The sequence below is a fragment of the Chitinophaga sp. 30R24 genome, from assembly GCF_049056765.1.
Classification (GTDB): Bacteria; Bacteroidota; Bacteroidia; order Chitinophagales; family Chitinophagaceae; genus Chitinophaga.
Genome location: NZ_JBJGXX010000002.1, coordinates 191,226 through 216,322, shown reverse-complemented (window position 1 = coordinate 216,322; position 25,097 = coordinate 191,226). Strand labels below are relative to the sequence as shown.

Annotated in this window: 23 protein-coding genes and 1 other RNA gene; 13 read left to right on the top strand and 11 right to left on the bottom strand. The window is 44.4% G+C overall.

The features are described from left to right. The first annotated feature begins 32 nt into the window (after window positions 1-32). The 5 genes from gatC to ACDQ55_RS07420 all read left to right on the top strand — a co-directional run bounded on the left by gatC (window position 33) and on the right by ACDQ55_RS07420 (window position 2,975). Window positions 33-323 (top strand): Asp-tRNA(Asn)/Glu-tRNA(Gln) amidotransferase subunit GatC, encoded by a 291-nt coding sequence (gene gatC, locus ACDQ55_RS07440; protein ID WP_420980678.1) that lies wholly within the window; start codon window positions 33-35, stop codon window positions 321-323. A gap of 6 nt (window positions 324-329) precedes the next feature. Continuing rightward, on the top strand, window positions 330-1,031 hold the full coding sequence (locus ACDQ55_RS07435; protein WP_420980676.1) for an ABC transporter ATP-binding protein: 702 nt from the start codon (window positions 330-332) through the stop codon (window positions 1,029-1,031). 63 nt (window positions 1,032-1,094) lie between these two features. Further along, entirely contained in the window at window positions 1,095-1,655 is a 561-nt protein-coding gene (locus ACDQ55_RS07430) for a cob(I)yrinic acid a,c-diamide adenosyltransferase (RefSeq protein WP_420980674.1), read from the top strand. Between the two features lie 21 nt (window positions 1,656-1,676). After that, window positions 1,677-2,273: a riboflavin synthase gene (locus ACDQ55_RS07425; protein ID WP_420980673.1), complete on the top strand. Its 597-nt coding sequence runs from the start codon at window positions 1,677-1,679 to the stop codon at window positions 2,271-2,273. A gap of 9 nt (window positions 2,274-2,282) precedes the next feature. Then, the gene (locus tag ACDQ55_RS07420; protein ID WP_420980671.1) at window positions 2,283-2,975 is read left to right on the top strand and encodes a hypothetical protein; all 693 of its coding nucleotides are present in this window, start codon (window positions 2,283-2,285) and stop codon (window positions 2,973-2,975) included. Here ACDQ55_RS07420 and ACDQ55_RS07415 read toward each other — a convergent pair whose 3' ends face one another. The 5 genes from ACDQ55_RS07415 to ACDQ55_RS07395 all read right to left on the bottom strand — a co-directional run bounded on the left by ACDQ55_RS07415 (window position 2,976) and on the right by ACDQ55_RS07395 (window position 8,362). Then, the gene (locus ACDQ55_RS07415; RefSeq protein WP_420980669.1) at window positions 2,976-4,331 is read right to left on the bottom strand and encodes a DUF58 domain-containing protein; all 1,356 of its coding nucleotides are present in this window, start codon (window positions 4,329-4,331) and stop codon (window positions 2,976-2,978) included. Between the two features lie 92 nt (window positions 4,332-4,423). Continuing rightward, entirely contained in the window at window positions 4,424-5,404 is a 981-nt protein-coding gene (locus ACDQ55_RS07410; RefSeq protein ID WP_420980668.1) for an AAA family ATPase, read from the bottom strand. 3 nt (window positions 5,405-5,407) lie between these two features. Then, window positions 5,408-6,631, bottom strand: a complete 1,224-nt coding sequence (locus tag ACDQ55_RS07405; RefSeq protein ID WP_420980667.1) for a DUF4350 domain-containing protein — start codon at window positions 6,629-6,631, stop codon at window positions 5,408-5,410. Further along, complete coding sequence (locus tag ACDQ55_RS07400; RefSeq protein ID WP_420980666.1) at window positions 6,628-7,365, bottom strand: hypothetical protein; 738 nt, start codon at window positions 7,363-7,365, stop codon at window positions 6,628-6,630. Before ACDQ55_RS07400 ends, ACDQ55_RS07405 begins: the two co-directional genes overlap by 4 nt. A 1-nt stretch (window position 7,366) precedes the next feature. Then, window positions 7,367-8,362, bottom strand: coding sequence for a stage II sporulation protein M (locus tag ACDQ55_RS07395; protein ID WP_420980664.1), 996 nt, complete (start codon window positions 8,360-8,362; stop codon window positions 7,367-7,369). A 119-nt stretch (window positions 8,363-8,481) separates the two neighbouring features. Here ACDQ55_RS07395 and ACDQ55_RS07390 point away from each other — a divergent pair, with 119 nt between their 5' ends. Continuing rightward, window positions 8,482-9,222: an RDD family protein gene (locus tag ACDQ55_RS07390; RefSeq protein ID WP_420980662.1), complete on the top strand. Its 741-nt coding sequence runs from the start codon at window positions 8,482-8,484 to the stop codon at window positions 9,220-9,222. Between the two features lie 114 nt (window positions 9,223-9,336). Here ACDQ55_RS07390 and ACDQ55_RS07385 read toward each other — a convergent pair whose 3' ends face one another. Further along, on the bottom strand, window positions 9,337-9,777 hold the full coding sequence (locus tag ACDQ55_RS07385) for a DUF5684 domain-containing protein (RefSeq protein WP_420980661.1): 441 nt from the start codon (window positions 9,775-9,777) through the stop codon (window positions 9,337-9,339). 206 nt (window positions 9,778-9,983) lie between these two features. Between ACDQ55_RS07385 and ffs the strand changes: the two genes are divergently transcribed. The 5 genes from ffs to ACDQ55_RS07360 all read left to right on the top strand — a co-directional run bounded on the left by ffs (window position 9,984) and on the right by ACDQ55_RS07360 (window position 14,921). Continuing rightward, window positions 9,984-10,083: signal recognition particle sRNA small type (gene ffs, locus ACDQ55_RS07380), an RNA gene on the top strand. 123 nt (window positions 10,084-10,206) lie between these two features. Then, the gene (gene fsa / locus ACDQ55_RS07375; protein ID WP_420980660.1) at window positions 10,207-10,857 is read left to right on the top strand and encodes a fructose-6-phosphate aldolase; all 651 of its coding nucleotides are present in this window, start codon (window positions 10,207-10,209) and stop codon (window positions 10,855-10,857) included. A 192-nt stretch (window positions 10,858-11,049) separates the two neighbouring features. Beyond that, on the top strand, window positions 11,050-12,546 hold the full coding sequence (gene glpK / locus ACDQ55_RS07370; protein ID WP_420980659.1) for a glycerol kinase GlpK: 1,497 nt from the start codon (window positions 11,050-11,052) through the stop codon (window positions 12,544-12,546). 33 nt (window positions 12,547-12,579) lie between these two features. After that, on the top strand, window positions 12,580-13,296 hold the full coding sequence (locus ACDQ55_RS07365) for an MIP/aquaporin family protein (protein ID WP_420980658.1): 717 nt from the start codon (window positions 12,580-12,582) through the stop codon (window positions 13,294-13,296). Between the two features lie 311 nt (window positions 13,297-13,607). Then, window positions 13,608-14,921: an NAD(P)/FAD-dependent oxidoreductase gene (locus ACDQ55_RS07360; RefSeq protein ID WP_420980657.1), complete on the top strand. Its 1,314-nt coding sequence runs from the start codon at window positions 13,608-13,610 to the stop codon at window positions 14,919-14,921. A gap of 117 nt (window positions 14,922-15,038) precedes the next feature. Here the strand turns inward: ACDQ55_RS07360 and ACDQ55_RS07355 are convergent, their stop codons facing one another. Further along, a complete protein-coding gene (locus ACDQ55_RS07355) occupies window positions 15,039-16,331 on the bottom strand; it encodes a DUF5103 domain-containing protein (protein ID WP_420980656.1) in 1,293 nt (430 codons plus the stop codon). 149 nt (window positions 16,332-16,480) lie between these two features. Between ACDQ55_RS07355 and ACDQ55_RS07350 the strand changes: the two genes are divergently transcribed. Further along, window positions 16,481-17,716: an ABC transporter permease gene (locus ACDQ55_RS07350; protein WP_420980655.1), complete on the top strand. Its 1,236-nt coding sequence runs from the start codon at window positions 16,481-16,483 to the stop codon at window positions 17,714-17,716. On the opposite strand, the gene ACDQ55_RS07345 is transcribed toward ACDQ55_RS07350, so the two are convergent. From ACDQ55_RS07345 to ACDQ55_RS07335, 3 genes are read right to left on the bottom strand one after another with little or no spacing between them, the layout of a single operon-like run. Continuing rightward, the gene (locus ACDQ55_RS07345; RefSeq protein WP_420980654.1) at window positions 17,717-20,050 is read right to left on the bottom strand and encodes a hypothetical protein; all 2,334 of its coding nucleotides are present in this window, start codon (window positions 20,048-20,050) and stop codon (window positions 17,717-17,719) included. Then, window positions 20,016-21,053 (bottom strand): hypothetical protein, encoded by a 1,038-nt coding sequence (locus ACDQ55_RS07340; protein WP_420980653.1) that lies wholly within the window; start codon window positions 21,051-21,053, stop codon window positions 20,016-20,018. The genes ACDQ55_RS07345 and ACDQ55_RS07340 overlap by 35 nt, the downstream gene beginning before the upstream one ends. Window positions 21,054-21,059: 6 nt before the next feature. Next, window positions 21,060-21,800: a TrmH family RNA methyltransferase gene (locus ACDQ55_RS07335; RefSeq protein WP_420980652.1), complete on the bottom strand. Its 741-nt coding sequence runs from the start codon at window positions 21,798-21,800 to the stop codon at window positions 21,060-21,062. 102 nt (window positions 21,801-21,902) lie between these two features. Here ACDQ55_RS07335 and ACDQ55_RS07330 point away from each other — a divergent pair, with 102 nt between their 5' ends. Continuing rightward, the gene (locus tag ACDQ55_RS07330) at window positions 21,903-24,332 is read left to right on the top strand and encodes a BamA/TamA family outer membrane protein (protein ID WP_420981293.1); all 2,430 of its coding nucleotides are present in this window, start codon (window positions 21,903-21,905) and stop codon (window positions 24,330-24,332) included. Here ACDQ55_RS07330 and truB read toward each other — a convergent pair. After that, the gene (gene truB, locus ACDQ55_RS07325; RefSeq protein WP_420980650.1) at window positions 24,313-25,008 is read right to left on the bottom strand and encodes a tRNA pseudouridine(55) synthase TruB; all 696 of its coding nucleotides are present in this window, start codon (window positions 25,006-25,008) and stop codon (window positions 24,313-24,315) included. The genes ACDQ55_RS07330 and truB overlap by 20 nt on opposite strands. Window positions 25,009-25,097 lie beyond the last annotated feature (89 nt).

Sequence of the window (25,097 nt, the reverse complement as noted above, 5' to 3'; positions counted from 1 at the left end):
TATATTTCATTATCTTTTGATTTAATTTGATTATGGAAGTAAACGACGCGCTGGTGCAACAACTGGCTGATCTGGCCAGACTGGAATTCAATGAACAGGAAAAAACAGAGATACGTGGCGACCTGCAAAGGATGATCTCTTTTGTAGAGAAACTGAATGAACTGGATACCAGCCATGTGGCGCCTTTGCTCCATATGACAGATGATTACAATGTTTTCAGGGAAGACAAAGTAATCCCGTCTGTTTCCCGCGAAGCAGCGTTGAAAAACGCCCCCGATACCACTGCTGAGTACTTCAGGGTACCGAAAATCATAAAGAAATAACCCAACATGCAAAAATCCGTCATCCACCTGGAAGAAATCAGGAAAAGTTATTTTCTCGGAAAAAATGAATTACCAGTACTCAAAGGGGTAACACTCGATATTTTCCAGAACGAATATGTAGCACTAATGGGCCCTTCAGGTTCCGGTAAGTCTACCCTGATGAACATTCTCGGATGCCTGGATACACCGAGCAACGGCAAATATATTCTCAGCGGCCATGATGTCAGCAAAATGGAAGACAATGCCCTGGCCACTGTGCGCGGCAAGGAAATTGGCTTTGTTTTCCAGCAATTTAACCTGATGCCCCGGCTCACCGCCCTGGAAAATGTGGCTATTCCCCTGATCTATGCAGGAATAGCCAAAAAAGAAAGACTGGAAAGAGCCTACATGATGCTGGAAAAAGTAAAACTTGGGGAACGCGCGCACCACAAACCTAATGAACTCTCCGGCGGTCAATGCCAACGTGTGGCCATTGCCCGCGCACTCGTTAATAATCCTTCCTTGATTCTGGCAGATGAACCTACCGGTAACCTGGATACCAAAACCTCCATAGAAATTATGGATATTTTTGGCGCTATCCATGCTTCCGGTAATACCGTGGTATTGGTTACCCATGAAGAAGATATCGCGGATCATGCCCGGCGCGTTATACGTTTGCGCGATGGCATTATTGAATCCGACCGTATCAATAAAAAAGTAATGGCATAGGACCTTACCTCCACCGCTTTGTGTGGGTAATTCGTAATTTGCAGGACAAGCATACTTACTCACATGTCATTAAAAATATATACCAAAACCGGCGACAAAGGGAAAACCTCCCTGATAGGCGGCACCAAAGTACCTAAAAGTGATGTGCGCATCGATGCCTATGGCACCGTAGACGAACTTAACTCTTATATAGGCCTGGTAAATGATCATGTTGCAGACCCAGACACTAAACACCTGCTCCGTGAAATACAGGACCGGCTGTTCACTATTGGCGCCGCGCTGGCCTGCGATCCGGAAAAAGAAACCAAACTGAAAATCCCCGATCTGCATGAAGCAGATATTACCCTGCTGGAGAAAAGTATCGACCAGATGAACGAAGCATTACCGGTGATGAAATCCTTTATTTTACCCGGCGGACATGTAGCCGTATCTACCTGCCATATTGCCCGTTGCGTTTGCCGCCGCACCGAACGCCTCTGCGTAAGCATGCAGGAGCAGGAAATGTTCATTGAGCCACTGGTGCTGAAATACATAAACCGGCTCAGCGATTACCTGTTTGTGCTGGCCCGTTGGATAGGACATAAGCTGGGCGTAGAAGAAATTCCATGGAAACCAAGGGTATAGAAAATTCCTTAAATTCGCTTCATGTTTACAGGAATCATAGAAACATTAGCAGAAGTAATAGCTACCCGGAAAGAAGGCGGTAACCTGGTGATCACCATGAAAACACCTCTCGCCTCCGAATTAAAGATAGACCAGAGTGTGGCACATAATGGCGTATGCCTCACCGTGACCAGCATCCAGGACGATACCTACGAAGTAGTTGCCGTAGAAGAAACCCTGCAGAAAACCAATCTCGGACAGCTCTCCCCCACCCAATTTGTAAACCTGGAAAGAGCCATGGTATTTAACGGCCGGATAGATGGCCACCTGGTACAAGGCCATGTGGATGGCGTAGGCGCCTGCATCACCCGTAAAGAACAAGACGGCAGCTGGTTATACCGCTTCCGCTTCCCCCGGGAATTCGCCGCCCTCGTAGTGGAAAAGGGTAGCATCTGCATGAATGGAATCAGCCTTACTATTTTTGATGTTACTGACGACGAATTTTCTGTCGCCATCATTCCATACACTTACGAACATACCAATGTACCCGAAATTAAACCCGGCTACCTGGTAAACCTGGAATTCGATATCCTGGGTAAATATGTAGCCCGACAACTGACCACAGCAAATTATCAGTAAAAACACCATATGCTGAAACGGTTACTGCCTTGCGTACCAGTGCTTTTTTCCCTACAGGTAACCGCCCAACAGGCAAAATTAGTAAGGATAACAGGCTGTTATGATACCACTGCCGTATCAGAGCTATACAACAAAGTGCCGGTTGGGATACAACTCTTTTATAGCGACAGCTCCATGCAACAAACCACCGGTTGGCTGCATGGAAGCTATCGTTGGCACAAACTGAAAGTAAACAGCAGCAACGGCAATATACAAGACGGTATTTTATATTTCAACAGAGCCCAACTGATAAAAGATAACTATCGTATTACCCTTACCGTTAATAACGAAGATAGCGTTCCACTGCAAACTACCTTGCATATGCCCTATGTTACCGGTATCCGGTTCAATCATTATGCCGATAGCGTGAAACGTGATATCCGGTTTTACCTGAATGTAGAAGGAAAATTCAGCAGCGGCAAAATATTGCCCTTAGACACTGCTACCATCAGGTTCGTAGCCTCCGATGGAAAAATTATAGGTCAAGACCTGTTATTACCCGCTAATGATACCAGTAAAACAGTAACCGTGGAAGCATGGTACAAGTATGGCAAACAGTTCTATCTCCACTCGGTACTACCAGTAAAACAAGCGCCTGATAACGATCCTCCCATTACAAACAACATACAGGAACCCAATAATAAAAAACAGAAAAGGCCCTGATTATATCAACATACGGGACTTTAACTCCAGGTATTTATTCACTACATTCAATGTTAATTGTTCAGGAGGGCTTAACAAAGACATAATACCATATTTCGACAGTTCTCTTACGATTAACTTTTTGTCAAAAGCAAATTTCTGTGCGATAGTTTGCTTATAAATAGACTCCACATCATAGGCCGTTTGCTCAGTTACTCGCTTTAACTCTGTATTCTCAAAAAATACCACCAATAATAAATGATACCTGGCCAAACGCCGTAGATAAGGAAGCTGCCGGTGTAAACCCGACATCGATTCAAAGTTGGTGTACAACATCAATAAAGACCGGGTAGATAAGCTTCCACGCAGTTTCACACTTAATGCTTCGTAGTCGCTTTCCTGCCATTGGGTATCCTGTGCATACAACAACTCCATAATCTTATTTACCTGCACTTTCTTATTGCTGGCCGCCAATAGCTCAATCTTATTTTCTGTAAATGTAACCAGTCCTGCTTTATCTCCCTTATTGATAGCCACATTGCTAAATACCAAAGATGCGTTTACTGCATAATCCAACAACGATAAGCCATTAAAAGGCATCTTCATCGCACGTCCCTTATCAATTACCGCATATACCTGTTGTGACCTTTCTTCCACATAATTGTTCACCATCAGATTGCCGGTACGGGCAGTCGCCTTCCAATTAAGCATACGTACATCATCGCCTTTCGTATAGGGCTTAATGTGATCAAACTCCATACTATGCCCTATAATACGGCGTTTATGCACGCCTATTTCATTGAGGCGGTTCATATAAGCATACAGTTCATAATGCCGCAGCTGCTGAAAACTTGGATATACGCTCACCGTTTGTTCATTATCAAAAACAAAACGGCGCACCACAATACCTAAAGCACTTTTAATAAATACATTGCTGTAACCAAATTGGTATTCACCTCTTTCTACGGGCCTTAGTTCGTATCGAAAGATATGTGTTGCCCCAGCATTTATTTTAGCAGACAAGGAAAAATCCCGTTCCTGGAACTGGGTAGGCAATTCTTCAATGACAGACACCCAAACCGGGAAAGGATAACTGTTACGGCATTCCAGTACTACCTCATTGTTATCTCCATTATTCAAACGGTTGCTGAGCTTACGTGATAGCGATACAATACCGGATGGCCGCAATAATAGTAACAGCATATCCAACAGGAACACGCCCCCCAGTATAATAAACGCCATAATCGCCACTTCATAAAAACGGGGATAAAAAAAAGAGATAAAAAATAACAGTATGTTGGCGCCCAACAGGAAATAAAGCCGGTTGGTAAAAAACAGTATCTGGTATAAATTATTTTTTACAGTTGATGACACCATGGAAACTTTTAGCTTTTAGCTACCAGCTATTGGATAAAAAATATTTTCTGGATAAGGAGAACCCGGTTACTACCTATTCAACGGATGTAATACTATCTCGGTACCTCTACCATCTTTAGTATCTGTGCTACTACGTCGTCGGTTTTAACTCCTTCCATTTCTTTTTCAGGTGTCAGCATAATACGATGGCGCAGTACATGCGGCACCATTTCCACCACATCTTCCGGGATTACAAAATCCCTGTTCTTAATCGCTGCCAATGCTTTAGCACAATTCATAACGGCAATGGACGCACGAGGAGAGGCGCCCAGGTACAACGATGAATTCAGGCGAGTTTCGTTGATAATAGCAGCGATATAATGAAACAATTTATCGTCTACCCTTACCTGGCGCACCAGGTTCTGGTATTCGATAATTTGAGTGGTGGTTACTACTTTGCTAATTAGTTGGGTGGGATCTGTTTCGCCATTAAACTGATGAATATTACGCAATACCGCCACTTCTTCCTGCAGGTTAGGATATTTTACTTCTATCTTAAACAGGAAACGGTCCAGCTGTGCTTCCGGCAGGCGGTAGGTACCTTCCTGTTCAATCGGATTCTGTGTAGCAATCACCATAAATGGGCGGTCCAGCTTCCAGGTAGTGCCATCGTTGGTGATCTGTCTTTCTTCCATTACCTCAAAGAGGGCCGATTGTGTTTTAGCGGGGGCGCGGTTGATTTCATCGATCAATACCAGGTTACTAAAAATAGGCCCTTTTTTATATTCAAAAACTCTTGTCTGCGGATTAAATACAGCAGTACCCAATACATCGGCCGGCATGAGATCCGGTGTAAACTGTATACGGCTAAAATCTGCATCCACACACTGCGCGAGCAATTTGGCCGTCAGCGTTTTAGCGACTCCAGGTACGCCTTCTATCAGTACATGGCCTTGTGTGAGCAAGCCTGTGATCAGTAGATCCACCATCTGGTGTTGCCCTACAATTACTTTCCCTATCTGTGCCCTTATATCTTCTACACCGTTATGCAAAGCAGAAAAATCAATCCTTGGTTGAAATATACTGGTGTCCATTTTTTATTGTGCGTTTAAGTAAAATAGTTGAATACGTTTATAAAATTCCTGCAAAGTTTCATCACTTACATTCCCCTCCAGGTTTATCTGATGTATCATCTGTATTAACTCACTCACTTCCATCTGCGATATAGCAGATTTCTTAGACAACGCAGCTACAAACGCATCATCCAGGTAGTTAGTATTAAGATAATAACGGGAACGTATATACTCCATTAGGTGCAGTATCATTTTATGCACCAGGTTATAGTTATTATGTTGCTGGTAATACAATTGTCCGATAGCATCCACAAACTCCAGCGAAGTATTGGTAACAGGCGGTTTTTCGGGAATGATCCGTTGCCGGCGCTTACTCTCAAATAGCACGTACAACAGCAACAGCGCCACAATAAGCCCAAGCGCCCAGCGCAGGCTCGGATAGCGCATTAATACCTGCCATTCGCTAAAATTGCCGGATTGAGGTGTATGTTGCCCATTATAAAAATCATCCCAATAGATATTGGCAGCGTCTTGTTGCAGATACCCCATCTGGGTTTCCAGGGAAGCTACATTATTTTTATGCAGCAAAAAGTAATTTGTAAAAGTATAAGGGTTCATCAAAACATAAATAAACCCGCTGCTATAAGCAATCCGTATAAAGTTGGGATCATTCTTAAAATTAGTACCCAACACGGTAGTAGTACTGCTATCTATCTTACTGAAATAGTTCTCTCCTACCACGCCATCGTAATGATAGGTAGTATGCAGAGGGATCGTGCTATCGCGGTATTGTTGTACAAATGTAGGATGACGGTTATAGCTGGTACTTTGCATACAAGAAAAGTTCAACTGTTTGGCCAACGCAGGATCGGGTACGTTTGCCGCAATGAACAATTCATTACCCGCAGCTACATAGGCCATCATAGCATCTATATCTTTTTCGGTAAGAAATAGTTCATCTGCTACCATCAGGTACACATTACCACTGGATTTAAGTTCGCCTTCTTTTTGGTATGTTCTGGCAAAAGGCTTTGTTACCACTTGTATGGTATGCCTATCAAACAACTGTTGCAACAGTTTAAAAGCAACATACGCACCTCCTGCCTTTTTATCCTTGCTGTAAAAAGAAGAAGGGGTCATGTTAGTGGATTGCTCATTTATTTTATTGATGTATTTACCGCCAATAACAATAATCGCCACCAACAGCAGCACTACCCCTACAACAATATAAACGACTTTTTTCTTCACGAAGCTTTTACTATTTCGTTATTAAAATCCTTGAAATCCTCGTTGATCTGGCCAAAGCTGCTATCGCTCACCTCAAACCCTCCGTACCAGATATATTCATAATCCAGGGTAAGCGCTGCAAACTTTTTGTAGTAAGGAGAGTTCCGCATACTATGCAGATGATCGTTGTTGGTTTTTTCCCGGCTGGTTACTATCAATTGTTGGCCTGCCAGTTGAAATAAGGTATACAGATACCACCAACGAATTGCCTGCCGGTAGTCGCTAACAGCCATAGCGGCGGCAATTTTATCTTCGTATGCTTTATTACTGCCAAGCGCTTCCTCTGCTCCTGCCACAGAAGGCTCTGCCAGCAATGGTTTACGGAACACATTCATCCCATTGCTTTTCATGAACCGGTAAATCAGATAAATTACCAAACCCAGTAGCAAGGCCAATATCAAGTACCGGAAGGTTGCCAGGAAGGCAATGATACCCACCACCAACGTGGTTAACCAATTATTCTTAGGCGGCGCTGTTTTCACATCATGGTACTGTAATGATTTATCTTCTTTCAAGGCTTTTACTACAGGGGCGGGCACTGTGCGCATGTCGAAAATAGGATAGCCAGTTGCTTCATCACGTAGATGAGCCCCTGCCAATGTAGGAGCAGTATCTTCATTCTGCGCCCGGCCCGGCAACGGTGCGCTGCACAATACCACACCACAACAACTGATGATCCACCAATACTTCTTCATATTACAGCTTTGAAAAGGTGCCTGGTATAAATACTTTTCCATTTGCCTGCAAACGGTACCCTTTCTTATGCAGGTATATGGGATAAAAAATAAAATAGCCCAGCATAAAACTCAGCGAAGCCAATAAAATAAACATACTTAATACCAGTGGCATCTCCGTATGCCTGGTTACAAAACTTTCCAGGATAGCCGCCGCCGTTAGTACAGGCACCAACATTACCATAATCTTGATACCATCTTTGGCGCCTTTTCGCAGGGAGTCTAAACGCTTGCGGGTACCAGGAAACAGCAGGCTTTTACCTAAAATGAGACCAGCGCAACCTGCAATCACAATACTGGGAATTTCCAGCATACCATGTATCCATATCACTAACACTGATTTCCATCCCAAACCATGCGCAAAAAACAGGTATTGAAAAACGCCTACCATCACGCCATTCTGGGCCATGAAATACAAAGATCCCAATCCCAGGAAAATACCACCTACAAAACAAAAGAAAGATATCGTGATATTATTTGCAGCTATGCCGAAGAACATAATAACAGGGTTAGTGTCTTTATACACCCCGAAAGGATTATTATTAGCAATATTCCGTTCTGTCATATTCACATATTCATCTCCCAGCACACCCCGTACAAAAGTTTCATCATGTGCCGATGAAAAAGCGCCCAGGATACAGAATGCCAGAAAAAAGACCAAGGTAAAAAGCAGTAAACGATGATATTGCCGGAACAACAGCGGCAGTTCATATTTAAAAAATAGTTGAAAGCGCCCCACTTCCTCTTTACGGTGCTGGTAAATACGGCGGTAAATGCCCGCAGCCAGGCCATTGATATAACGGGTTACCTTACTGAAACTATAAAAGGTTTTTGCATAAGACAGGTCGTCTAACAGCGACACAAATCTTTCTGCCATTTCATCAGGATCATCTATAGGCTCCTCCTGGTATTGTTTCCAGCGGGATAAATTTTTCTTGATAAATAATGATTCTCTCATAGTGAGTGCTTTCCCTTTAAAAATACAGATATTACCTACAGTAATGGGTTATTAGTGGGGAATACTGGCAAACATACTAAATCGTCCAACAATATATAAACAAATATGTAAATTTGATTATGGCAGAGATAAAAATACCCACTTCATTTAATATAGACCTAGAATTTGAAGCCGCAGACATTGGAAAAAGACTACTGGCCTGGGGTATTGACTTTGCAATACGTGCTGCTTATGCAGTGGTAGTTTTTTCCGCATTGTTTTTTTTTAACATGAATATGGAAAACTTTATGGCAGTATATATGCTGCTTATAGCACTTCCCGTTGTGCTTTATTTCCCTATCATGGAAATCAGTATGTATGGAAAAACGCCAGGAAAAAAAATATTACAGATTCAGGTAGTTAGTATAATGGGCAATCAACCCAGTGTGAGCCAACACCTGATCAGGTGGGTATTCCGGCTCATAGAAACACCATTGTTATTTTCCTTCCTGATACCAGTGATTATCCCTATTATATCCATTACCCGGACCCGTTACCACCAACGCCTGGGCGACATCATTGCCGGCACCATTGTGATCAGTACCAAAAGAAAAGGCAGCATTGAAGAAACCATTTTCAGGGATCTTTCCAACACCGGTTATCAACCTCAATTCCCGCAGATCATGAAATTATCTGACAGGGATATGAATAAAGTAAAAGATTTACTGGATCGCGCCTTAAGAGCTAAAGATGAAGAGCTGGCCTCCCGGGTAGCCGAACGGGTAAAAGAAGTACTGCATATTAAAACAGCAATGGCCAACACCCAATTCCTGGAAACAGTATTGAACGATTACAACTACTATACTACTAAAGATAATTAATGCCTGCAATACAACAGGGCTGGCCATTTTCTGACCAGCCCTGTTTCTTTTCCTCATTACAATTACATCCAGCCATTGTGCCGGGGCACATCAGATATATAAGGAAAACAATGATTAAAGATTTTTGCCAATAGCATTAAGTTCATCGTTCACTTTGTGAAAATGGGTAGGATCGCCTGCGGGCCCTATATACACAATCTTCTTGCTGAATGCCAGGATGGGGTAAAAGATAATGCCCAGAAAAAGTAATCCAACAGTAAAGCCCTCATCCTTTCCGAAGCTTTTGCTGAGTAAATTGATGAGCCAGATAGCAATAACAACGTTCACAAAAGGGATCAGGAAAAACACTATCCACCAACCTGGTTTGCCTACGATCTTGGTTAAGATATAGATATTATAGATCGGGATAATGCCGGCCCAACCCGGCTGACCTGCTTTGGCGTATATCTTCCACATGCAGATCAGGTACAAGATCGAAATAACCAGTACAAAAAGAAAGAAAGTAGCACCAAAAGCGTAAGCAGCCTGGTTACTGTAATAAGAGGTTGTTTCCATGATAGTGGTAAATTAATTAAGTACTAAAAAATGGTTAAAGGTGATTGGGGAATATGCCTATTTGCCAAAAATATATAATTTTCCGATATACAGATACCTCACATTATTAGCCTACAAAGAATGCGTATAAATACGTTTTGAAAAAAAAGTTCAACTTTTCTGTTGCTAATATTTGGAGATTCAACACATTATCTTACCTTTGCATCCGGCAAGTCTTATACGACCAGCTCCTACTGAACTCCCCCAGGACAGGAATGTAGCAAGGGTAGGTGGTTGTAGCGGTGCGATATAAGTAACTTGCCTTTTTTTCTTTTTTTATTGTCATTAGTTGCTTGTCAATAGTATCCTGGTTGCTATTTTCTTCACCTCTTTCACTAATGACGGCACTTCCACAAAAGGCTCATTTCCTGACAAACTAATCTAAATAGTATGAAATTCTTTATTGATACAGCTAATCTGGCGCAAATACAGGAAGCTCATGATCTTGGCGTTTTGGATGGTGTAACCACCAATCCCTCTCTGATGGCTAAAGAAGGTATTAAGGGTGAAGCTGCTATTATTAAGCATTACGAAGATATCTGCAAAATCGTGGATGGTGATGTGAGTGCAGAAGTGATTTCCACTGATTTTAAATCCATTATTGAAGAAGGTAAAAAATTGGCAGCGATACACCCAAACATTGTGGTAAAAGTGCCAATGATCAAAGATGGTGTAAAAGCTATTAAATGGTTTACCGACAACGGTATCAGAACAAACTGCACCCTGGTATTCTCCGCTGGTCAGGCTATCCTGGCAGCTAAGGCTGGGGCCGCATATGTATCTCCTTTTATTGGCCGTATCGATGATACCAACTGGGACGGCGTAGAATTGATCGCACAGATCGCGCAGATCTTCAGCCTCCAGGGCTTTAAAACAGAGATCCTGGCAGCCTCTATCCGTAGCGCCCTCCACATTGTAAAATGTGCAGAAGTTGGCGCCGACGTATGTACCTGCCCGTTAGATTCCATTCTCGGACTGCTGAAACACCCATTAACCGACATCGGTTTGGCGAAGTTCCTGGAAGATGCCAAAAAATTATAAGCAAAGAAATATTTTTTAGATGGTGTGTCCCCGGTACAGTAATGCGCCGGGGATTTTTTTATGGGCCTCGTTCTTTACTGCTGCCAACCTTTAGCGGAATAACGGCTATCAAAAAGGGTAGTGATTGTTGGAATATTTACTTTAAATTCAATATCATTATCCACCTACCCAAAACGCAGTAAAAGAAACCTGATGGCAAAATATATTCTCTCGCTAGATCAAGGCACCACCAGCTCCCGCGCAATCATCTTCGATCACAATGGCAATATTAAAGCGATAGCCCAAAAGGAATTCAAACAAATATTCCCTCAACCAGGATGGGTAGAACACGACGCTATGGAAATATGGACTTCCCAGGCCAGCGTAGCCGCAGAAGCCATTCTGAAAGCAAGGATATCCGGAGAAGCCATCGCTGCTATAGGTATTACCAACCAACGGGAAACTACTATCCTCTGGGATAAAAGAACCGGTAAGCCCATTCATAACGCCATTGTTTGGCAGGATCGACGTACCGCAGCCTATTGCGATTCCCTTATAAAAGATGGCAAAGAACCCCTCGTTAAAGACAAAACAGGATTACGCCTGGATGCTTACTTCTCCGGCACCAAGGTAAAATGGATACTGGATCATGTTCCCGATGCCCGCGCCAAAGCAGCTAAAGGCGAACTGGCCTTTGGTACAGTAGACAGCTGGCTGATATGGAACTTAACCAATGGCAAACTACATCTCACTGATGTAAGCAATGCTTCCCGTACGTTATTATTTAATATCCACGACCTAAAATGGGATGATGAGCTCCTCTCCCTGTTCGATATCCCTGCTTCCATATTACCGCAGGTAAAATCTTCCAGCGAAGTATATGGCCATACTGAAACCAATCTTACTCCCTATAACATTCCTATTGCCGGAATTGCCGGCGATCAGCAAGCCGCACTATTCGGACAACTGTGCACCCAACCCGGCATGATCAAAAATACCTACGGCACCGGCTGTTTTATGGTACTCAATACCGGTGACAAGCCTATTGTTTCGCAGAATAACCTGCTCACCACCGTAGCCTGGCAAATTAATGGTAAAACCAGCTATGCCCTGGAAGGCAGCATTTTTATTGGCGGCGCCGTAGTGCAATGGCTTCGGGATGGCCTGGGCATTATCCGTCATTCTGCCGATGTGGAAAAACTCGCGGCCACGGTGCCACATAGCGATGGCGTTTACCTGGTACCCGCTTTCGCAGGTTTAGGCGCCCCTTACTGGAATCAGCATGCCCGCGGCACCATAGTAGGACTAACCCGTGGCAGTACCGCTGCCCATATTGCCCGTGCAGCGCTCGATAGTATTGCCTTCCAAACAATGGACGTGCTGAAAGCCATGGAAGCAGACGCCGGTATCCCCATTACTGAATTACGGGTAGACGGCGGCGCTACCAAAAACAACTTGCTCATGCAGTTTCAATCCGATCTACTGCATGCACGTGTGATCAGACCCGTTATCACAGAAACTACCGCCCTGGGAGCCGCTTACCTGGCCGGGCTCGCCATCGGCTTCTGGGATAGTATTGAAACCATTGCACAGCAATGGAAAATAGATGCCACCTTCGATACCAACATGGAAGCGGAAGAAACCAACCGGCTTTACAAAGAATGGAAACGCGCCATCCGGGCTGCCCAGGCATGGACGGAAGAAATATAATATTTATCCACGCTCAATATACCTTTGCAATTTATGTCGCCTTATTTAGCTGAATTAATAGGAACCGCGTTTATAATCGTATTGGGAGACGGCGTAGTAGCCAGTGTCATCTTAAATAAATCCAAGGGCTACCAAAGCGGATGGATAGTGATCACGATCGGCTGGGCCATGGCCGTATTTATTGGCGTATATGCTACCGCCAGCTCCAGCGGCGCCCATCTGAACCCTGCCGTTACTTTTGCCCAGGCGCTAATGGGTAATTTTGCCTGGAGCAAAGTACCTTTATACATACTGTCGCAAATAACAGGAGCCATGCTCGGAGCCCTACTGGTATGGCTATGCTATAAAAAACATTTCGACGCTACCCCCGATCCAGATACTAAACTGGGAGTATTCTGCACCATTCCGGCCATTCGCGATAAAAAATATAATTTCCTTACCGAATTTATTGCCACTGCCGTATTTATCCTGGCTTTATGCTACTTAACCAGCCCCACCGTAGGCATCGGTTCCCTAGACGCCCTTCCCGTAGCCTTTGTAGTATTGGCTATTGGCTTATCCCTGGGTGGGCCCACCGGCTATGCCATTAATCCGGCAAGAGACCTGGGCCCCAGATTTATGCATTTCCTATTACCCATTTCGGGTAAGCGCAACAGCGACTGGGATTATGCCTGGATACCTATTTTAGGCCCATTAGCCGGTGCTGCAGCTGCTGCTTTCCTCTTTAAATATTGTCTTTCCGGGCGTTAGCACGCTATTGTAATGTTCCCTATATAGCCTGTATCAAACTGTTACTGCCAGTAGTGGGTTCCTAAATTGCTGCTGCCGGTAGTTGATTCCTCTAACCGTTCCGCTTTTAAATAAACTAATTATTAGCAGCGCATGACGTGTGGAGCAACTGCTTCATACGCTGAAGAATTATTTATGTTTCATTTTTTTCTGAAAGTTCCGTAACTTTGATAAAAATTAACACTGGTACAGCATTTGCCGAGATATCGGGCTAATGAGTGTTTATAAACAGTTACCATATCAATGCAATTGCTGCAATAAAAAAACGAATTATGATTCAGCCCAACATCCCGGAAACAACTCAACCGCGTATCGTTATTGTAGGCGGCGGATTCGGCGGAGTGAACCTTGCCAAACAACTTAAACACGCACCTGTTCAGGTTGTATTGTTAGACAGGAATAATTACCACCTTTTCCAGCCCTTGTTGTACCAGGTATCTACAGCCGGCCTGGAACCAGACAGTATCGCTTTTCCACTAAGGGGTATATTCCGGAAACAAAACAACCTGGTATTCCGCATGGCAGAAGTAACGGGACTACGCGCAGAAGAAAATATATTGGAAACGGGCATTGGCGAAATCCACTATGATTACCTGGTATTTGCTACCGGCAGTAATACCAACTTTTTTGGGAATAAAAACATTGAAGCAAATGCCATTGGCATGAAATCCCTGATTGAGGCGGTACAAATCAGGAACTACGTGGTAAAACAGTTTGAAGAAAGCTTGCTCTTACAAAATCCGGAAGATATTAAACCTAAACTCAATTTCGTGATGGTGGGCGGCGGTCCTACCGGCGTAGAACTGGCCGGGGCTTTTGCGGAACTACGTAAATATATCATGCCTAAGGATTATCCGTCTATTCCCCAATCATTCATGAATGTATACCTCATTGAAGCCGGCCCCCGGTTGCTCGCTTCCTTTAGTGAAAAAACTTCCCTCAAAACCCTGGAAGCTTTGCAGGAATTGGATGTGCGTGTAATGACCAACACCGGTGTACAGGAATACGATGGAAAAACTATCACCCTAAGCACAGGAGAACAGATACAAACACAATCCCTGCTGTGGTCTGCCGGCGTAAAAGGTATTCCGGTAAAAGGCATACCAACAGATGTTACATTGCCCAATGGCCGCATCCTAGTAAACGAGCTGAATCTGGTAAAAGGGTTTACCAATGTATATGCTATTGGAGATATAGCGCAAATGACGAATGATCCCCGCTTCCCTAAAGGCTATCCCATGGTAGCACAGGTAGCGATTCAACAAGGTAAAAACCTGGCCAACAACATCCACCTTTCTTTACAGCACAAACCTATGAAAGATTTTATCTATAACGATCTCGGAAGCATGGCTACTATAGGTCGCAATAGAGCAGTGGCAGAATTTGCCGGCATCAAACTAAGTGGCTATCTGGCCTGGATGGTATGGATGATCGTACACCTTATGAGCTTATTGGGATTCAGGAACAAACTGGTAGTGTTCATTAACTGGTTTTACCGCTACTTCACTTTCGAAAGAGGCACCCGCATTATCATCAAGCGTGGCGCCGCTAATATCGTTAAACTCAGACAAAGCATTTCTTCATAAACAAACAACACGCAAGCTATAAAAAAAGCCTTGCTACCGGAAAATCACATCCGGCAGCAGGGCTTTTTATTTTCTATTAAAAAATCAAAAGTCTGCAGGCTTATTAAAAACCATACCTTACTTGCGGTTCAGAATGGAATTCAACGTTATAGAAGATACCAGTTCGTCTGACCGGCCTCCTAAAGCGCGGTAATACAACAATATAGTATAATTATTTTCTGCCTCCCAGTAGTTGCCTTCCGTTAAATCTGTATTGAATTTCGCATTGGGAACAGTTCTATCCACCAGCCCATATATATAATTATAATATCCCTGCTTTAAGAAGAAAGTGCCTTCATAAGCGCGGGTGGTACCATTATAGGTAAGCTTATTATCCCCATTGCATTCATAATTCGTGAACTCACCAAATAAGTACACATCATACCCAGCGTAAGGTTCCGGTGAGGCAAAAGAAAAATGAACCGAGGCATAATCTCCTTCAAAGTTCGGATCATAATCGTCCAGGGTAGCCAGGTAATACCTGCCATTGTTATCCTTTATGAACTGATATAACTTATCGCCTGTTTCTACGTCTGGTACAGCATATACGTCTGTGCTGTTAGCATGGTATTCTGAATGTTTTACCCGTTCTGTTTGCAAACGGAAACTGCGTAAGTCTATCCAGCGGTATTCTTTTCCGGCCGGCATAATACAATCCTGTTCTGCATTGTACTTTAAAGTATTGCCGCTGATAAACTGCGGTTTCAGCCCGGTAAGGGCATTATCCCAGCGGTAGTTCTGCAGCACTACTACTTTTATCTGATCAAAAGGATTCTGGATATTCAGTCCGCCGGTATTTACTTCAAAATTGATCTTCTGGTAAGTCTTGAAATATTTAGGCGCAATAGGTTGTTGTATATAACCAGACAGTCCGGCTTTATTTTCCACTACATACATTCTGCGGGTAAACGCCAATTGTGAAGTATCACTGTCCAGGTATACTTTCAGGAGATAGTTACCTGATTTTACGGGATAACTATTGGTACCAGGCAGCTGTATACTATAATGTGTATAACGTTGCAGTGCAACGCTCGACAGCTTATAGTTCATGATCCTGGTTTCTGAGAAGCCCCGCATGTAATCGAACTGGTTCACCTGCGCAGGCGTCCAGTCGGCATTGCAAAGCACAAAGCTATAATAGTAGTTCTTCACGTCGTTGTCCAGATCGTCGAACGAGAGCGCTAATTTTTCTGAAGAGCCGATAGTGTACATGGGCATACTGAGCGGATCACCGGCCAAGCTGAACTTCACTGATTTAATGTTGTTGTAGTACACATGATCTGGAGTGATGGCATTCACTTGTGCAGCGACACTGTTCAGGAACAGACAACCTGCCAGGGCCATCATAAAATTTAATGCTGCTATACGCATACCAGGTATTTGAAAATATTCAAGTTATGATTAAAAGCAGAAAGTGGAATACAAAAGCTGTTAGAGCGAATGATTAACGCGAATATATAACAATTAATCTGCTGTGCCGCTTTTTGTATTGTGCTTTCAGATTTCCCTATATTTGTTCTATGCGTTTATCTTTTTTTCTTGCCAGACGGATTGCTTTCAACAAGGGGTCCTCTTTTTCCAAATTCATTATTAATATCGCTGTAGCTGCCACCGCGGTGAGCGTAGCAGTAATGATACTGGCAACAGCATTGGTAAATGGCTTCCAACAAGTGATTCAGGAAAAGATCTTTAGCTTTTGGGGACATATCCACATTAACGAATACCAACCCAACGCCGGACCACTTACAGAAGAACTTCCTTTTACCGGCAGACAAAGCCTGGTAGACAGTATCCAGCTGGCACCCGGCATTAAAAGCATCAGCAGCTATGCTACCAAATCGGCTATCATTAAATCAGATAAAGAAATAGATGGTATTATCTTTAAAGGATTAGACAAGCATTACGACTGGCCACAATTGAACCGTTTTCTCGTTGCCGGTCAACTGCTACAGTTCAACGATTCTTCCTATACCTCTGAGATCATGATCTCGGCAGCGATGGCCCAGGAACTCCAGTTGAAAGTAAACGATAAAGTAATCATCTATTTCATACAAGGCGGGGGCCAGCCACCCAGAGCCCGTAAACTAACGGTAACGGGTATCTACAAAACCGGTATTGAAGAATACGATAAAACCTATGTGATCGGAGACCTCAACTTGGTACGCCGTCTTAACGACTGGCTACCGGACGACGTTGGCGGTTATGAAATCGCCCTAAAAGACTACCACCGGATGGATTCCACCGCCCGGTACATCGATAACAACCTGCTGCCAGACCAGTTATTCACCCGTACCATCCGCGATATTTATCCTAACATCTTCGACTGGTTACAACTACAAAATCAAAATGAGCTAATCATCGTTATTATTATGACCATTGTGGCAATTATCAACATGGTCACTGCCATCCTTATACTTATCCTGGAACGTACCAACATGATTGGTATCACCAAAGCACTGGGTATGCGCAATCATGATATCCAAATGGTATTTGTTTACCAGGCAGCCTATATCATCTTGCTGGGCATCCTGATAGGTGATTTCTTCGGGTTGGGACTAGCATTCCTCCAACAAGCCACTGGTATTTTTAAACTGCCGGAAGAATCGTACTATATGTCGGTAGCTGCTGTATCTGTACATTGGACCGATATTGCACTAATCAATGCAGGCACCTTCATCATCTGTACGTTAATCTTACAGATTCCTGCCCGGATCATCCGCCGTATTACACCAGTAAAAGCGATACAGTTTAAATAGCTATTGCTTGCGGGTACTTTTTATATAATCACGCAAGTAGCTGCATTGCGGGTACACCTGCTGGTAAAATTTCGTTTGCCCATAATTATCCGTCAACAGGGGGAAATAACGGTTATGTACCAACGCGGAAATATATTTGTTAGGATCATCAGGGGCTGTATGCTTTTGCGAGCAACGGGATGCCATAAACGCACATCTTGCCTTAAACTCCTTGTCTGTACTGGCTTGTGCAGCCTTTAGATAATAACTCTCCGCTTCGTAGCAACCAAAATATTGCTTTTCAAATGCATCGCGGTCGCATTGAGGAGTATACCACTTTGTGGAAGGGCGATAGTCTTTCATAAAAAACCATGTTCTCCCATAATAAGACAGACTGAATAACGCTGTCGCATAATCGTAATATACTTTAGGCGCTACCATCGCCCTTTTCATCTGCTCCTGCAATTCCAGCATACGGTCACAAAATGCCAGCTCCGTAATGGGTTGGTTGTAATATTGAGCTGCAGTATCTTCCCCGAAATCCTGCAATTGCTCCCGGAACACCTGGTACGAAACCGCTAAAGTACTTACAGGCGCCCGTTTAAACCAGTTGCGTGCATGGCTGAAATCATATACCCTCAAATAACTCCTTCCTATTACCTGTTCCAGGTTTATACTTTTAGGGAAAAAACCGGCGAGATAAGCCTCATAAGGCGTTTTTACCGGCTGGCGCAAAAAATCATGCAGTTGTATCAGCTCCGGGGGTTTCATATCATCCCCTATCTGGGAAATGGCCGTTTCACCAGAAACAAAATAGTCGTTACTGTTTAATGAGTCGCAACGGCCACGGATCAGGACTTCTTTAATAAGATCCCCTTGGCGGTGGTAACGGGGCGCTAATACGGCAAACAACAAGTTGCGGTACGTTTTCCGGAAAAAGAACGATTTATCCGGATTACCCCAACCATATTCAGTGTTAACAGGTGGAGATGCCGGCAATTTGCTGTCGAGCCACTCGAAAGCCTTTAGTAACCTTGTTTCCAATACACTGTCAATATCTTTTTGTTGGTTGATATCTACCAACAGATGGATAATTTCCCATTGGTCTTTTATAGCCGGATCTGTTGTTTTCACCGCCAGTAACCGGGTAGTAGCTCCGGGATAGTCTTTGCGGATATAGGAAAGATAAGCAGATGCTACCCGCCATAAGTCTGGGTCTTGCAACCTTCCTTCCCGCAATATACTATCTACAGTACTTTGCAAGGCGCCCACAGCTGCGCTCATTTTGTTTTTTTCTTCGGGGGTATAATCATGCATGCTCACAATCCCACCGATCGCCTCACTATTACCCAGATAGGGACTGAAATAATCATCTTCCAGTTTATTGATTTCCCGGCCCAATAAAACATTCAGCGCAGGCGAAGCAGGGTCTAAAGCATATACCTGCCGGAGGCCTTCTACGTTTGGCTCAGGGTTGGCAAAGTTAAAAACAGTGGCCACTACCGCTTTTTCATGCGAATCCTGGCACAAAGAATATACCTGCTCTGGCTTAGTATTGGTCCAGTTTAAACTAATAAAACAACTGATCCGCAAGGAAGGCGCTTTTTCAAACACCCTGGAAAATAGGTAGGCGCTTTGCACAGAATCGCCCAAATGAAACAAAGCTCCGGCTTTTAACGCCAGGGCTTTATAATATACCAATACACCGTTGGCCTTACCGGCAAACAGTTTATCGAAAGAAGCAACAGCTTCCTGGTATTGCTTGCTGTAATGCCGCAGTCTTATAAGCTGAAAAGCGTACCTGTCGCGGATATGCTTATCCTTTGTTTTAACGTACAACTGCTCCCCTTCCTGATAGAGATTTTCCAACAGGGGGATATTCCTGTCTGGCGCCGACCAGGGATCTACATTAAGCACCGCAGGCTCACAGCTTTTAGCAAACAACAGGTAACGCGCAGCATCACGGTGCCCTTCTTGCAGTAAAAATTGGGTAAAAGTGTTCTGCATCACACTATCTGGTAGGGCCTTACCGCCATTCGCTACTGCCGAAAACTGACCGGGTGTATAGGTATAAATAAATTCCCGGATATCTTTTTCATTTACTTCACGGCCGGTATACTGTTGCCAGTCGATTACATTAGCAGTTTCTTCTGAAGGGGTGGGATCATCATAAAAATTGGTAAGGGCTGTATAGTAAAACGGCTCATATCCTGTCCCTTTGGTATGCGGATTATAAAAAGAAACGTAGTAATCGTAGGGGTCTGGTATGGGTCCGCAGGAAAGCGTATAGATCACATTACCGAAAAATACCAGGCAAAAGCTAATCGAAAAGATGATAAATTTTTTGTAGTTCATTCAATGGATATTTTTGTAGGGTCATTGCATCCAGGTGATAGAATATTACTACCGGATCTTTTGTTGATAACTGTTCGGCTACTAAACGTGCTGATGATTCCAATGTTGAAAGTTCAATTGTTTCCCGCCGGATCACATTTCCTTTTTTTAATGTGTACCCGTTTAATGAAGTATCCTGGCGTACGGTGTACAGCCGTTCTTTGCCGGGAGTAAACACCCCAGTATCCTGTAACTCCGTAGTGCCTATATTTCGCAGGATACCCGCATACGCTGTTCCATTATTGTGGAATAGTACGCTCCACTCAAACAGGGGTAAAGCCACGTCCAAAGGTAAGGGATATCCCGCAACCCGGTTCTTTCCCAGATAAGCCTCCATAGTGCCCAGGTCCAATATGGAATTATGGGCGCCTGCCTGGCGCAGGTCTCCCATATTATAACACATTAGCAAGCCTCTGTCGGCCGGTGGGATACCGGTACGTACAGCGTATTTTACCTGGTACATCCGGATGGTAACCGACAATCGCCGGCGCCGGAAAAAAGGTGTTTGCCGGATCTGCCGTATAAAAGAAAAATACGCGTCGCGGGTGGTTTGTGTCCAATCGCAATCCAACTGGACTTCCGGGATACGGCTGGAGGGCAGGCTGTCGCATAGCTCCTGAATCAACCGGGATACCTTTCCGGCTAGTGTAGTGTCGGCATGCGCCCATACTTCGTTCATCAGGAACACCACCGGTACGATATCTACCTGTTCCGGCAAGGGCGCTTTTTGCCGGAATACCGCCACGGGCACCGGCGCTTGGGTAATTTCATTGGTGGTTACGTCAAACAGCTTCACATACAAGCGCCTGGCAGGAAGGTTTTTTAGATAGCTTTGCTCCTCCGGGTTTCCACTCCAGGTTTGCTTCCAGTAATAAAAGGCAGGGGTAATAACACGCGGCGCTTTGTGGCCGCAGGATACTGCTCCCCACCATAAAATACCAATAATGAAATAATGGGGTTTCATCCGGCCTTAAATAAGCAGTCGTCCGCAAATAATACCTGCCGCCACGGCAGCATTCAATGATTCGGCGCCACCGAAACGGGGAATGGTGATCCGATGGGTAGCTAGTGCAATCACTTCTTCCGATAATCCCCTCCCCTCATTGCCAATCAGGATGATACCTTCCTTCATTGCGGGAAAATCGGCTATATTTTGCCCATGCAGGGTAGCGGCATACGAAGGCACCGCTGTTTGCTGTAAGAGTGGGGTAATATCTGATTCGGCTATACGCACCCGCACAATACTGCCCATAGTGGCTTGTATGGTTTTAGGATTATAGATATCCACACAATCCGGTGAACAAATGATCTTCCGGATACCAAACCAATCGGCTATACGAATAAGGGTGCCCATATTACCTGGATCTTGTATTGCCTCCAGGGCTAGCGTTACCTCGCCGGCTTCCGGCAGCGGGTCTGCAAGCGGCGGCATATCTACCAAAGCAATGGCCCTGTTAGGAGTAGTCAGGGAAGATAATTGTTTGAGCACCGGTGCCTCTACTGGAATAGCCGCTCCTGATGACAGCGTGGCCAACAAGGTAGTATGTTGCTCCAACCAATCGCCGGTAGCATAAACAGCTCTTACCGGCATGCCCGCCTGTAGCAGTTCCTGCACTATCTTATCTCCTTCGGCCACATACTGGCTGGATTTTTGCCTGTTTTTTTTGTGCTGTAATGATTGAATATATTTAATTTGCGCCTTTGACAACATAGGACCAAACCTACACGATTTCTTTTAATCAGCCAAGAAGAGGCATGGTATCCGGTTTGTCAGGATTGGCTTTAAAAATCATTAACAACGTTTTCGCCCGTGATGCTGCTGCTTCCCAACTTCCGAAGATTACCGCTCAAACACTTGCTGCTACTGGCTGTAATATTCGCGTTGGCAGGTTGCTCCAATACCAAATATCTACGGAAAGATCAAACACTGTATGTTAGCAGCAAAGTAGATGTAAAAGGAGATATCCTCAGCTCAGAAAAGCAAGACCTCCGTAGCTCTCTCTCTTCTAAATCGCTGATGACGCAGCAGCCCAATAAAAAACTGCTCAACTCCCGCATAAAGGTTTGGCTGTATAACCAGAAATACAACGAAAAAAAATCAAACTGGTTCTGGAACCTCGTACTGGCCAAAAGAAACCTGGAAGAACCCGTAGTATATGATTCTACCAAGTCCAAAGAGTCGGTAGACCGGATGACCAGCTACCTGCATAACCAGGGCTTCTTTTATGCTACCGTAGATTATACTTCCAACACCCGGCGCAGGAAAACCAGCGTTACCTACCGGGTAAATACCGGACGGAACTTCGTTATTGATAAAATCACCTACGATGTTCCCGACACTGCGATCCTGCGCATTGTACAAGCCAATGAAAAATTATCGCTCATCAAAAAAGGAATGCCCTATAAATCGGCTACCCTGGGCAGTGAGCGGGAACGGTTAACCCGTTTAATCAGGGATTCCGGCTATTACAAATTTAGCCGCGACGCTATAGAATATAGCGTGGATACGCTTAATAAAGCCTTGTTCCGCAATACCCTCAACCCTTTTGAAGGATTTGTAAATATATTCAACGAGAATAAAGGCCGGGAGAAACTCACCATGGATGTAGAAGTACGTATCAAAAATCCGGAAGACAGTACTCCCGCCTGGCGCAAATATTATATCGGGAACATTTTCGCCTATCCGGATTTTTCGTTGAACGCAAACCCTAACGACAGTACCCTGAAAGAGGATGAGCATAAATTTATTACCATACGTTACCACCAGGAAATTCTGAAGCCCAAGATACTGTCTAAATCCATCCTGCTAAAACCGGGAGAAACTTATTCTCAACAACAGTATACCAATACTGTTAACAAACTGTACGACCTAGGGATATGGCAGTTTATTACCCTGCAATACAAAGAGCCCAAAACCAATACAGATACCTTGGACGCCTATCTGTTCCTCACTCCCCGGCGCAAGCAGGAACTGGGGCTTACCTTTGAAGTGAGCAATAGCTCCGACTACATCCTGGGATCTGGCCTTACATTGAACTACCGGCATATTAATCTAAACAATACCGCTACCCAACTGGGCACGAGCCTGAGCACCGGCATTGAACTGGTGCGCCCCGAAAGTGGGTGGGAGCTGCAATCGATACAGTTTGGTGGCGACGTAAGCCTTACCTGGCCGCGTTTTGCATTGCCCTTCCATATCAAGCAAAATAGCCGCTCTAATGTAAAAACAAGGCTAACCCTGGGCGCCAACTACCTTTCCCGTATCGATAAATTCGACGTTACCAGTATTAACATGTCTTATGGATACGATTGGAACCAAACGGCTTATAAGCGTTGGGTAGTAAGGCCATTTACATTAAACTACATCGGCGTAACCCTTAACCCGGGTTTCAGGGACAGCGTGGTGAATATCAACCCTTACCTGAAAAGAAGCTTTGAACCGGCGCTGATAGGGGGAGAAAATGTCTCCTATATTTATAACAATCAAGACCTGGTACATCAGCGTCATTATACTTCTTTCCGGGTAAACGTAGAAGAATCGGGGCTTTGGCTTAGTGGTATCAATAGCCTCGTAAACAACGTCAGCGGCCGTAAAGCCGATCTGGAAACCCTCACGCGGGTAAATATTTCCAATTTTGTAAAGATAGAAGCAGACTACCGCCATTACTGGCAACTGGGCTTACACAGTGGATTGGCTACCCGCGCTTATGCCGGTATAGGTATCCCCTATAGTTATTCACAGGTATTGCCCTACGTAAGACAGTTTACTTCAGGAGGCCCTAATAGCATCCGCGCCTGGCGGCTGCGGACCTTGGGCCCCGGTTCTTACAAAGACTCTTCCGCCACTGCACAGGCATTTCCCGACCAAACCGGGGATATGAAATTGGAAGGCAATGTGGAATACCGCTTCGACTTGTTAAAAATGTTTGGAGGGAGCGTAAACCTTAAAGGGGCTACTTTCGTGGATATGGGTAATATCTGGGTAATCCGTAAAGACTCTACCAGGCCTGGCTCGGAATTCCGGTTCAAGCAACTGTATCACGACCTGGCCATAGGCACTGGCGCCGGCCTCCGTTTGGATTTCTCCTACTTCCTGATCCGCCTGGACTGGGGTATCCCATTGAAAGTGCCTTACTTTACCGGCAATAAAAATGGTTGGTATCTCAGTCAGTGGGACCTGAAAAGTAGCAGCTGGCGCCGTGAAAATATTATCTGGAATATTGCTATTGGTTATCCGTTTTAGGAACCGCATTGGCTGCAATGAAGTCTTCCATGCCGGTAGCTTCTTCCAATCTGAAAGCACCAATACGCGTTCGGCAAAGACTGCTCAGGTAAGCACCACAACCCAGCTGGACGCCGTAATCGTTGGCCAAAGAACGTATATAGGTACCTGTGCTGCATACTACCCTGAAATGTACTTCCGGCAAGGCTATTTTAGTGATCTCAAACGCCGTGATCGTTAATTTACGGGGCTCTACCTTTACATCCACTCCCTTTCTGGCCAACAAATAAATAGGTTTACCATTTTGTTTGATGGCAGAGTGAATAGGTGGCAACTGCATAATTTCACCGAGAAAAGGTTGGGTGGCTGCCAGAATTGCTGCTTCGTCGAGATGACTGATCTCTTTGAAATGCTCAGGTTCAGATTCTTTATCGAATGTAGGAGTGGTAGCTCCTAAAGTAAATGTGCCGGTATATTCCTTTTCCTGGGCTTGGTATTCATTAATTTTTTTTGTCATTTTACCGGTACAGCAGATGAGCAACCCGGTGGCCAGTGGATCTAATGTACCGGCATGACCTATCTTGGCTTTGGTGACGTTCCTGATTTTACGTACTACATCAAAGGAGGTCCATGTTAATGGTTTGTTGATCAATATCACAGCTCCTTCCTGGTAATTGGTTCTTTCGTTCGTTTGCATGGCGCAAAGATAGCCTTTTCGTGGCTAGGTTTTAACGCTAAACCGCGGCCATGGCAACCGGCAGCCTTCGTTTAATAACCCGGCAATTA

Bases quoted from the DNA above. Each gene is read 5' to 3' on its own strand.
- ACDQ55_RS07340 (WP_420980653.1), bottom strand. From the start codon at position 21,053: ATGAAACCCCATTATTTCATTATTGGTATTTTATGGTGGGGAGCAGTA.
- ACDQ55_RS07435 (WP_420980676.1), top strand. From the start codon at position 330: ATGCAAAAATCCGTCATCCACCTGGAAGAAATCAGGAAAAGTTATTTT.
- ACDQ55_RS07355 (WP_420980656.1), bottom strand. From the start codon at position 16,331: ATGCGTATAGCAGCATTAAATTTTATGATGGCCCTGGCAGGTTGTCTG.
- ACDQ55_RS07365 (WP_420980658.1), top strand. From the start codon at position 12,580: ATGTCGCCTTATTTAGCTGAATTAATAGGAACCGCGTTTATAATCGTA.
- ACDQ55_RS07415 (WP_420980669.1), bottom strand. From the start codon at position 4,331: ATGGTGTCATCAACTGTAAAAAATAATTTATACCAGATACTGTTTTTT.
- truB (WP_420980650.1), bottom strand. From the start codon at position 25,008: ATGCAAACGAACGAAAGAACCAATTACCAGGAAGGAGCTGTGATATTG.
- fsa (WP_420980660.1), top strand. From the start codon at position 10,207: ATGAAATTCTTTATTGATACAGCTAATCTGGCGCAAATACAGGAAGCT.
- ACDQ55_RS07350 (WP_420980655.1), top strand. From the start codon at position 16,481: ATGCGTTTATCTTTTTTTCTTGCCAGACGGATTGCTTTCAACAAGGGG.
- ACDQ55_RS07430 (WP_420980674.1), top strand. From the start codon at position 1,095: ATGTCATTAAAAATATATACCAAAACCGGCGACAAAGGGAAAACCTCC.
- ACDQ55_RS07335 (WP_420980652.1), bottom strand. From the start codon at position 21,800: ATGTTGTCAAAGGCGCAAATTAAATATATTCAATCATTACAGCACAAA.
- ACDQ55_RS07385 (WP_420980661.1), bottom strand. From the start codon at position 9,777: ATGGAAACAACCTCTTATTACAGTAACCAGGCTGCTTACGCTTTTGGT.
- gatC (WP_420980678.1), top strand. From the start codon at position 33: ATGGAAGTAAACGACGCGCTGGTGCAACAACTGGCTGATCTGGCCAGA.
- ACDQ55_RS07395 (WP_420980664.1), bottom strand. From the start codon at position 8,362: ATGAGAGAATCATTATTTATCAAGAAAAATTTATCCCGCTGGAAACAA.
- ACDQ55_RS07400 (WP_420980666.1), bottom strand. From the start codon at position 7,365: ATGAAGAAGTATTGGTGGATCATCAGTTGTTGTGGTGTGGTATTGTGC.
- ACDQ55_RS07345 (WP_420980654.1), bottom strand. From the start codon at position 20,050: ATGAACTACAAAAAATTTATCATCTTTTCGATTAGCTTTTGCCTGGTA.
- ACDQ55_RS07410 (WP_420980668.1), bottom strand. From the start codon at position 5,404: ATGGACACCAGTATATTTCAACCAAGGATTGATTTTTCTGCTTTGCAT.
- ACDQ55_RS07420 (WP_420980671.1), top strand. From the start codon at position 2,283: ATGCTGAAACGGTTACTGCCTTGCGTACCAGTGCTTTTTTCCCTACAG.
- ACDQ55_RS07425 (WP_420980673.1), top strand. From the start codon at position 1,677: ATGTTTACAGGAATCATAGAAACATTAGCAGAAGTAATAGCTACCCGG.
- ACDQ55_RS07330 (WP_420981293.1), top strand. From the start codon at position 21,903: ATGCTGCTGCTTCCCAACTTCCGAAGATTACCGCTCAAACACTTGCTG.
- glpK (WP_420980659.1), top strand. From the start codon at position 11,050: ATGGCAAAATATATTCTCTCGCTAGATCAAGGCACCACCAGCTCCCGC.
- ACDQ55_RS07390 (WP_420980662.1), top strand. From the start codon at position 8,482: ATGGCAGAGATAAAAATACCCACTTCATTTAATATAGACCTAGAATTT.
- ACDQ55_RS07360 (WP_420980657.1), top strand. From the start codon at position 13,608: ATGATTCAGCCCAACATCCCGGAAACAACTCAACCGCGTATCGTTATT.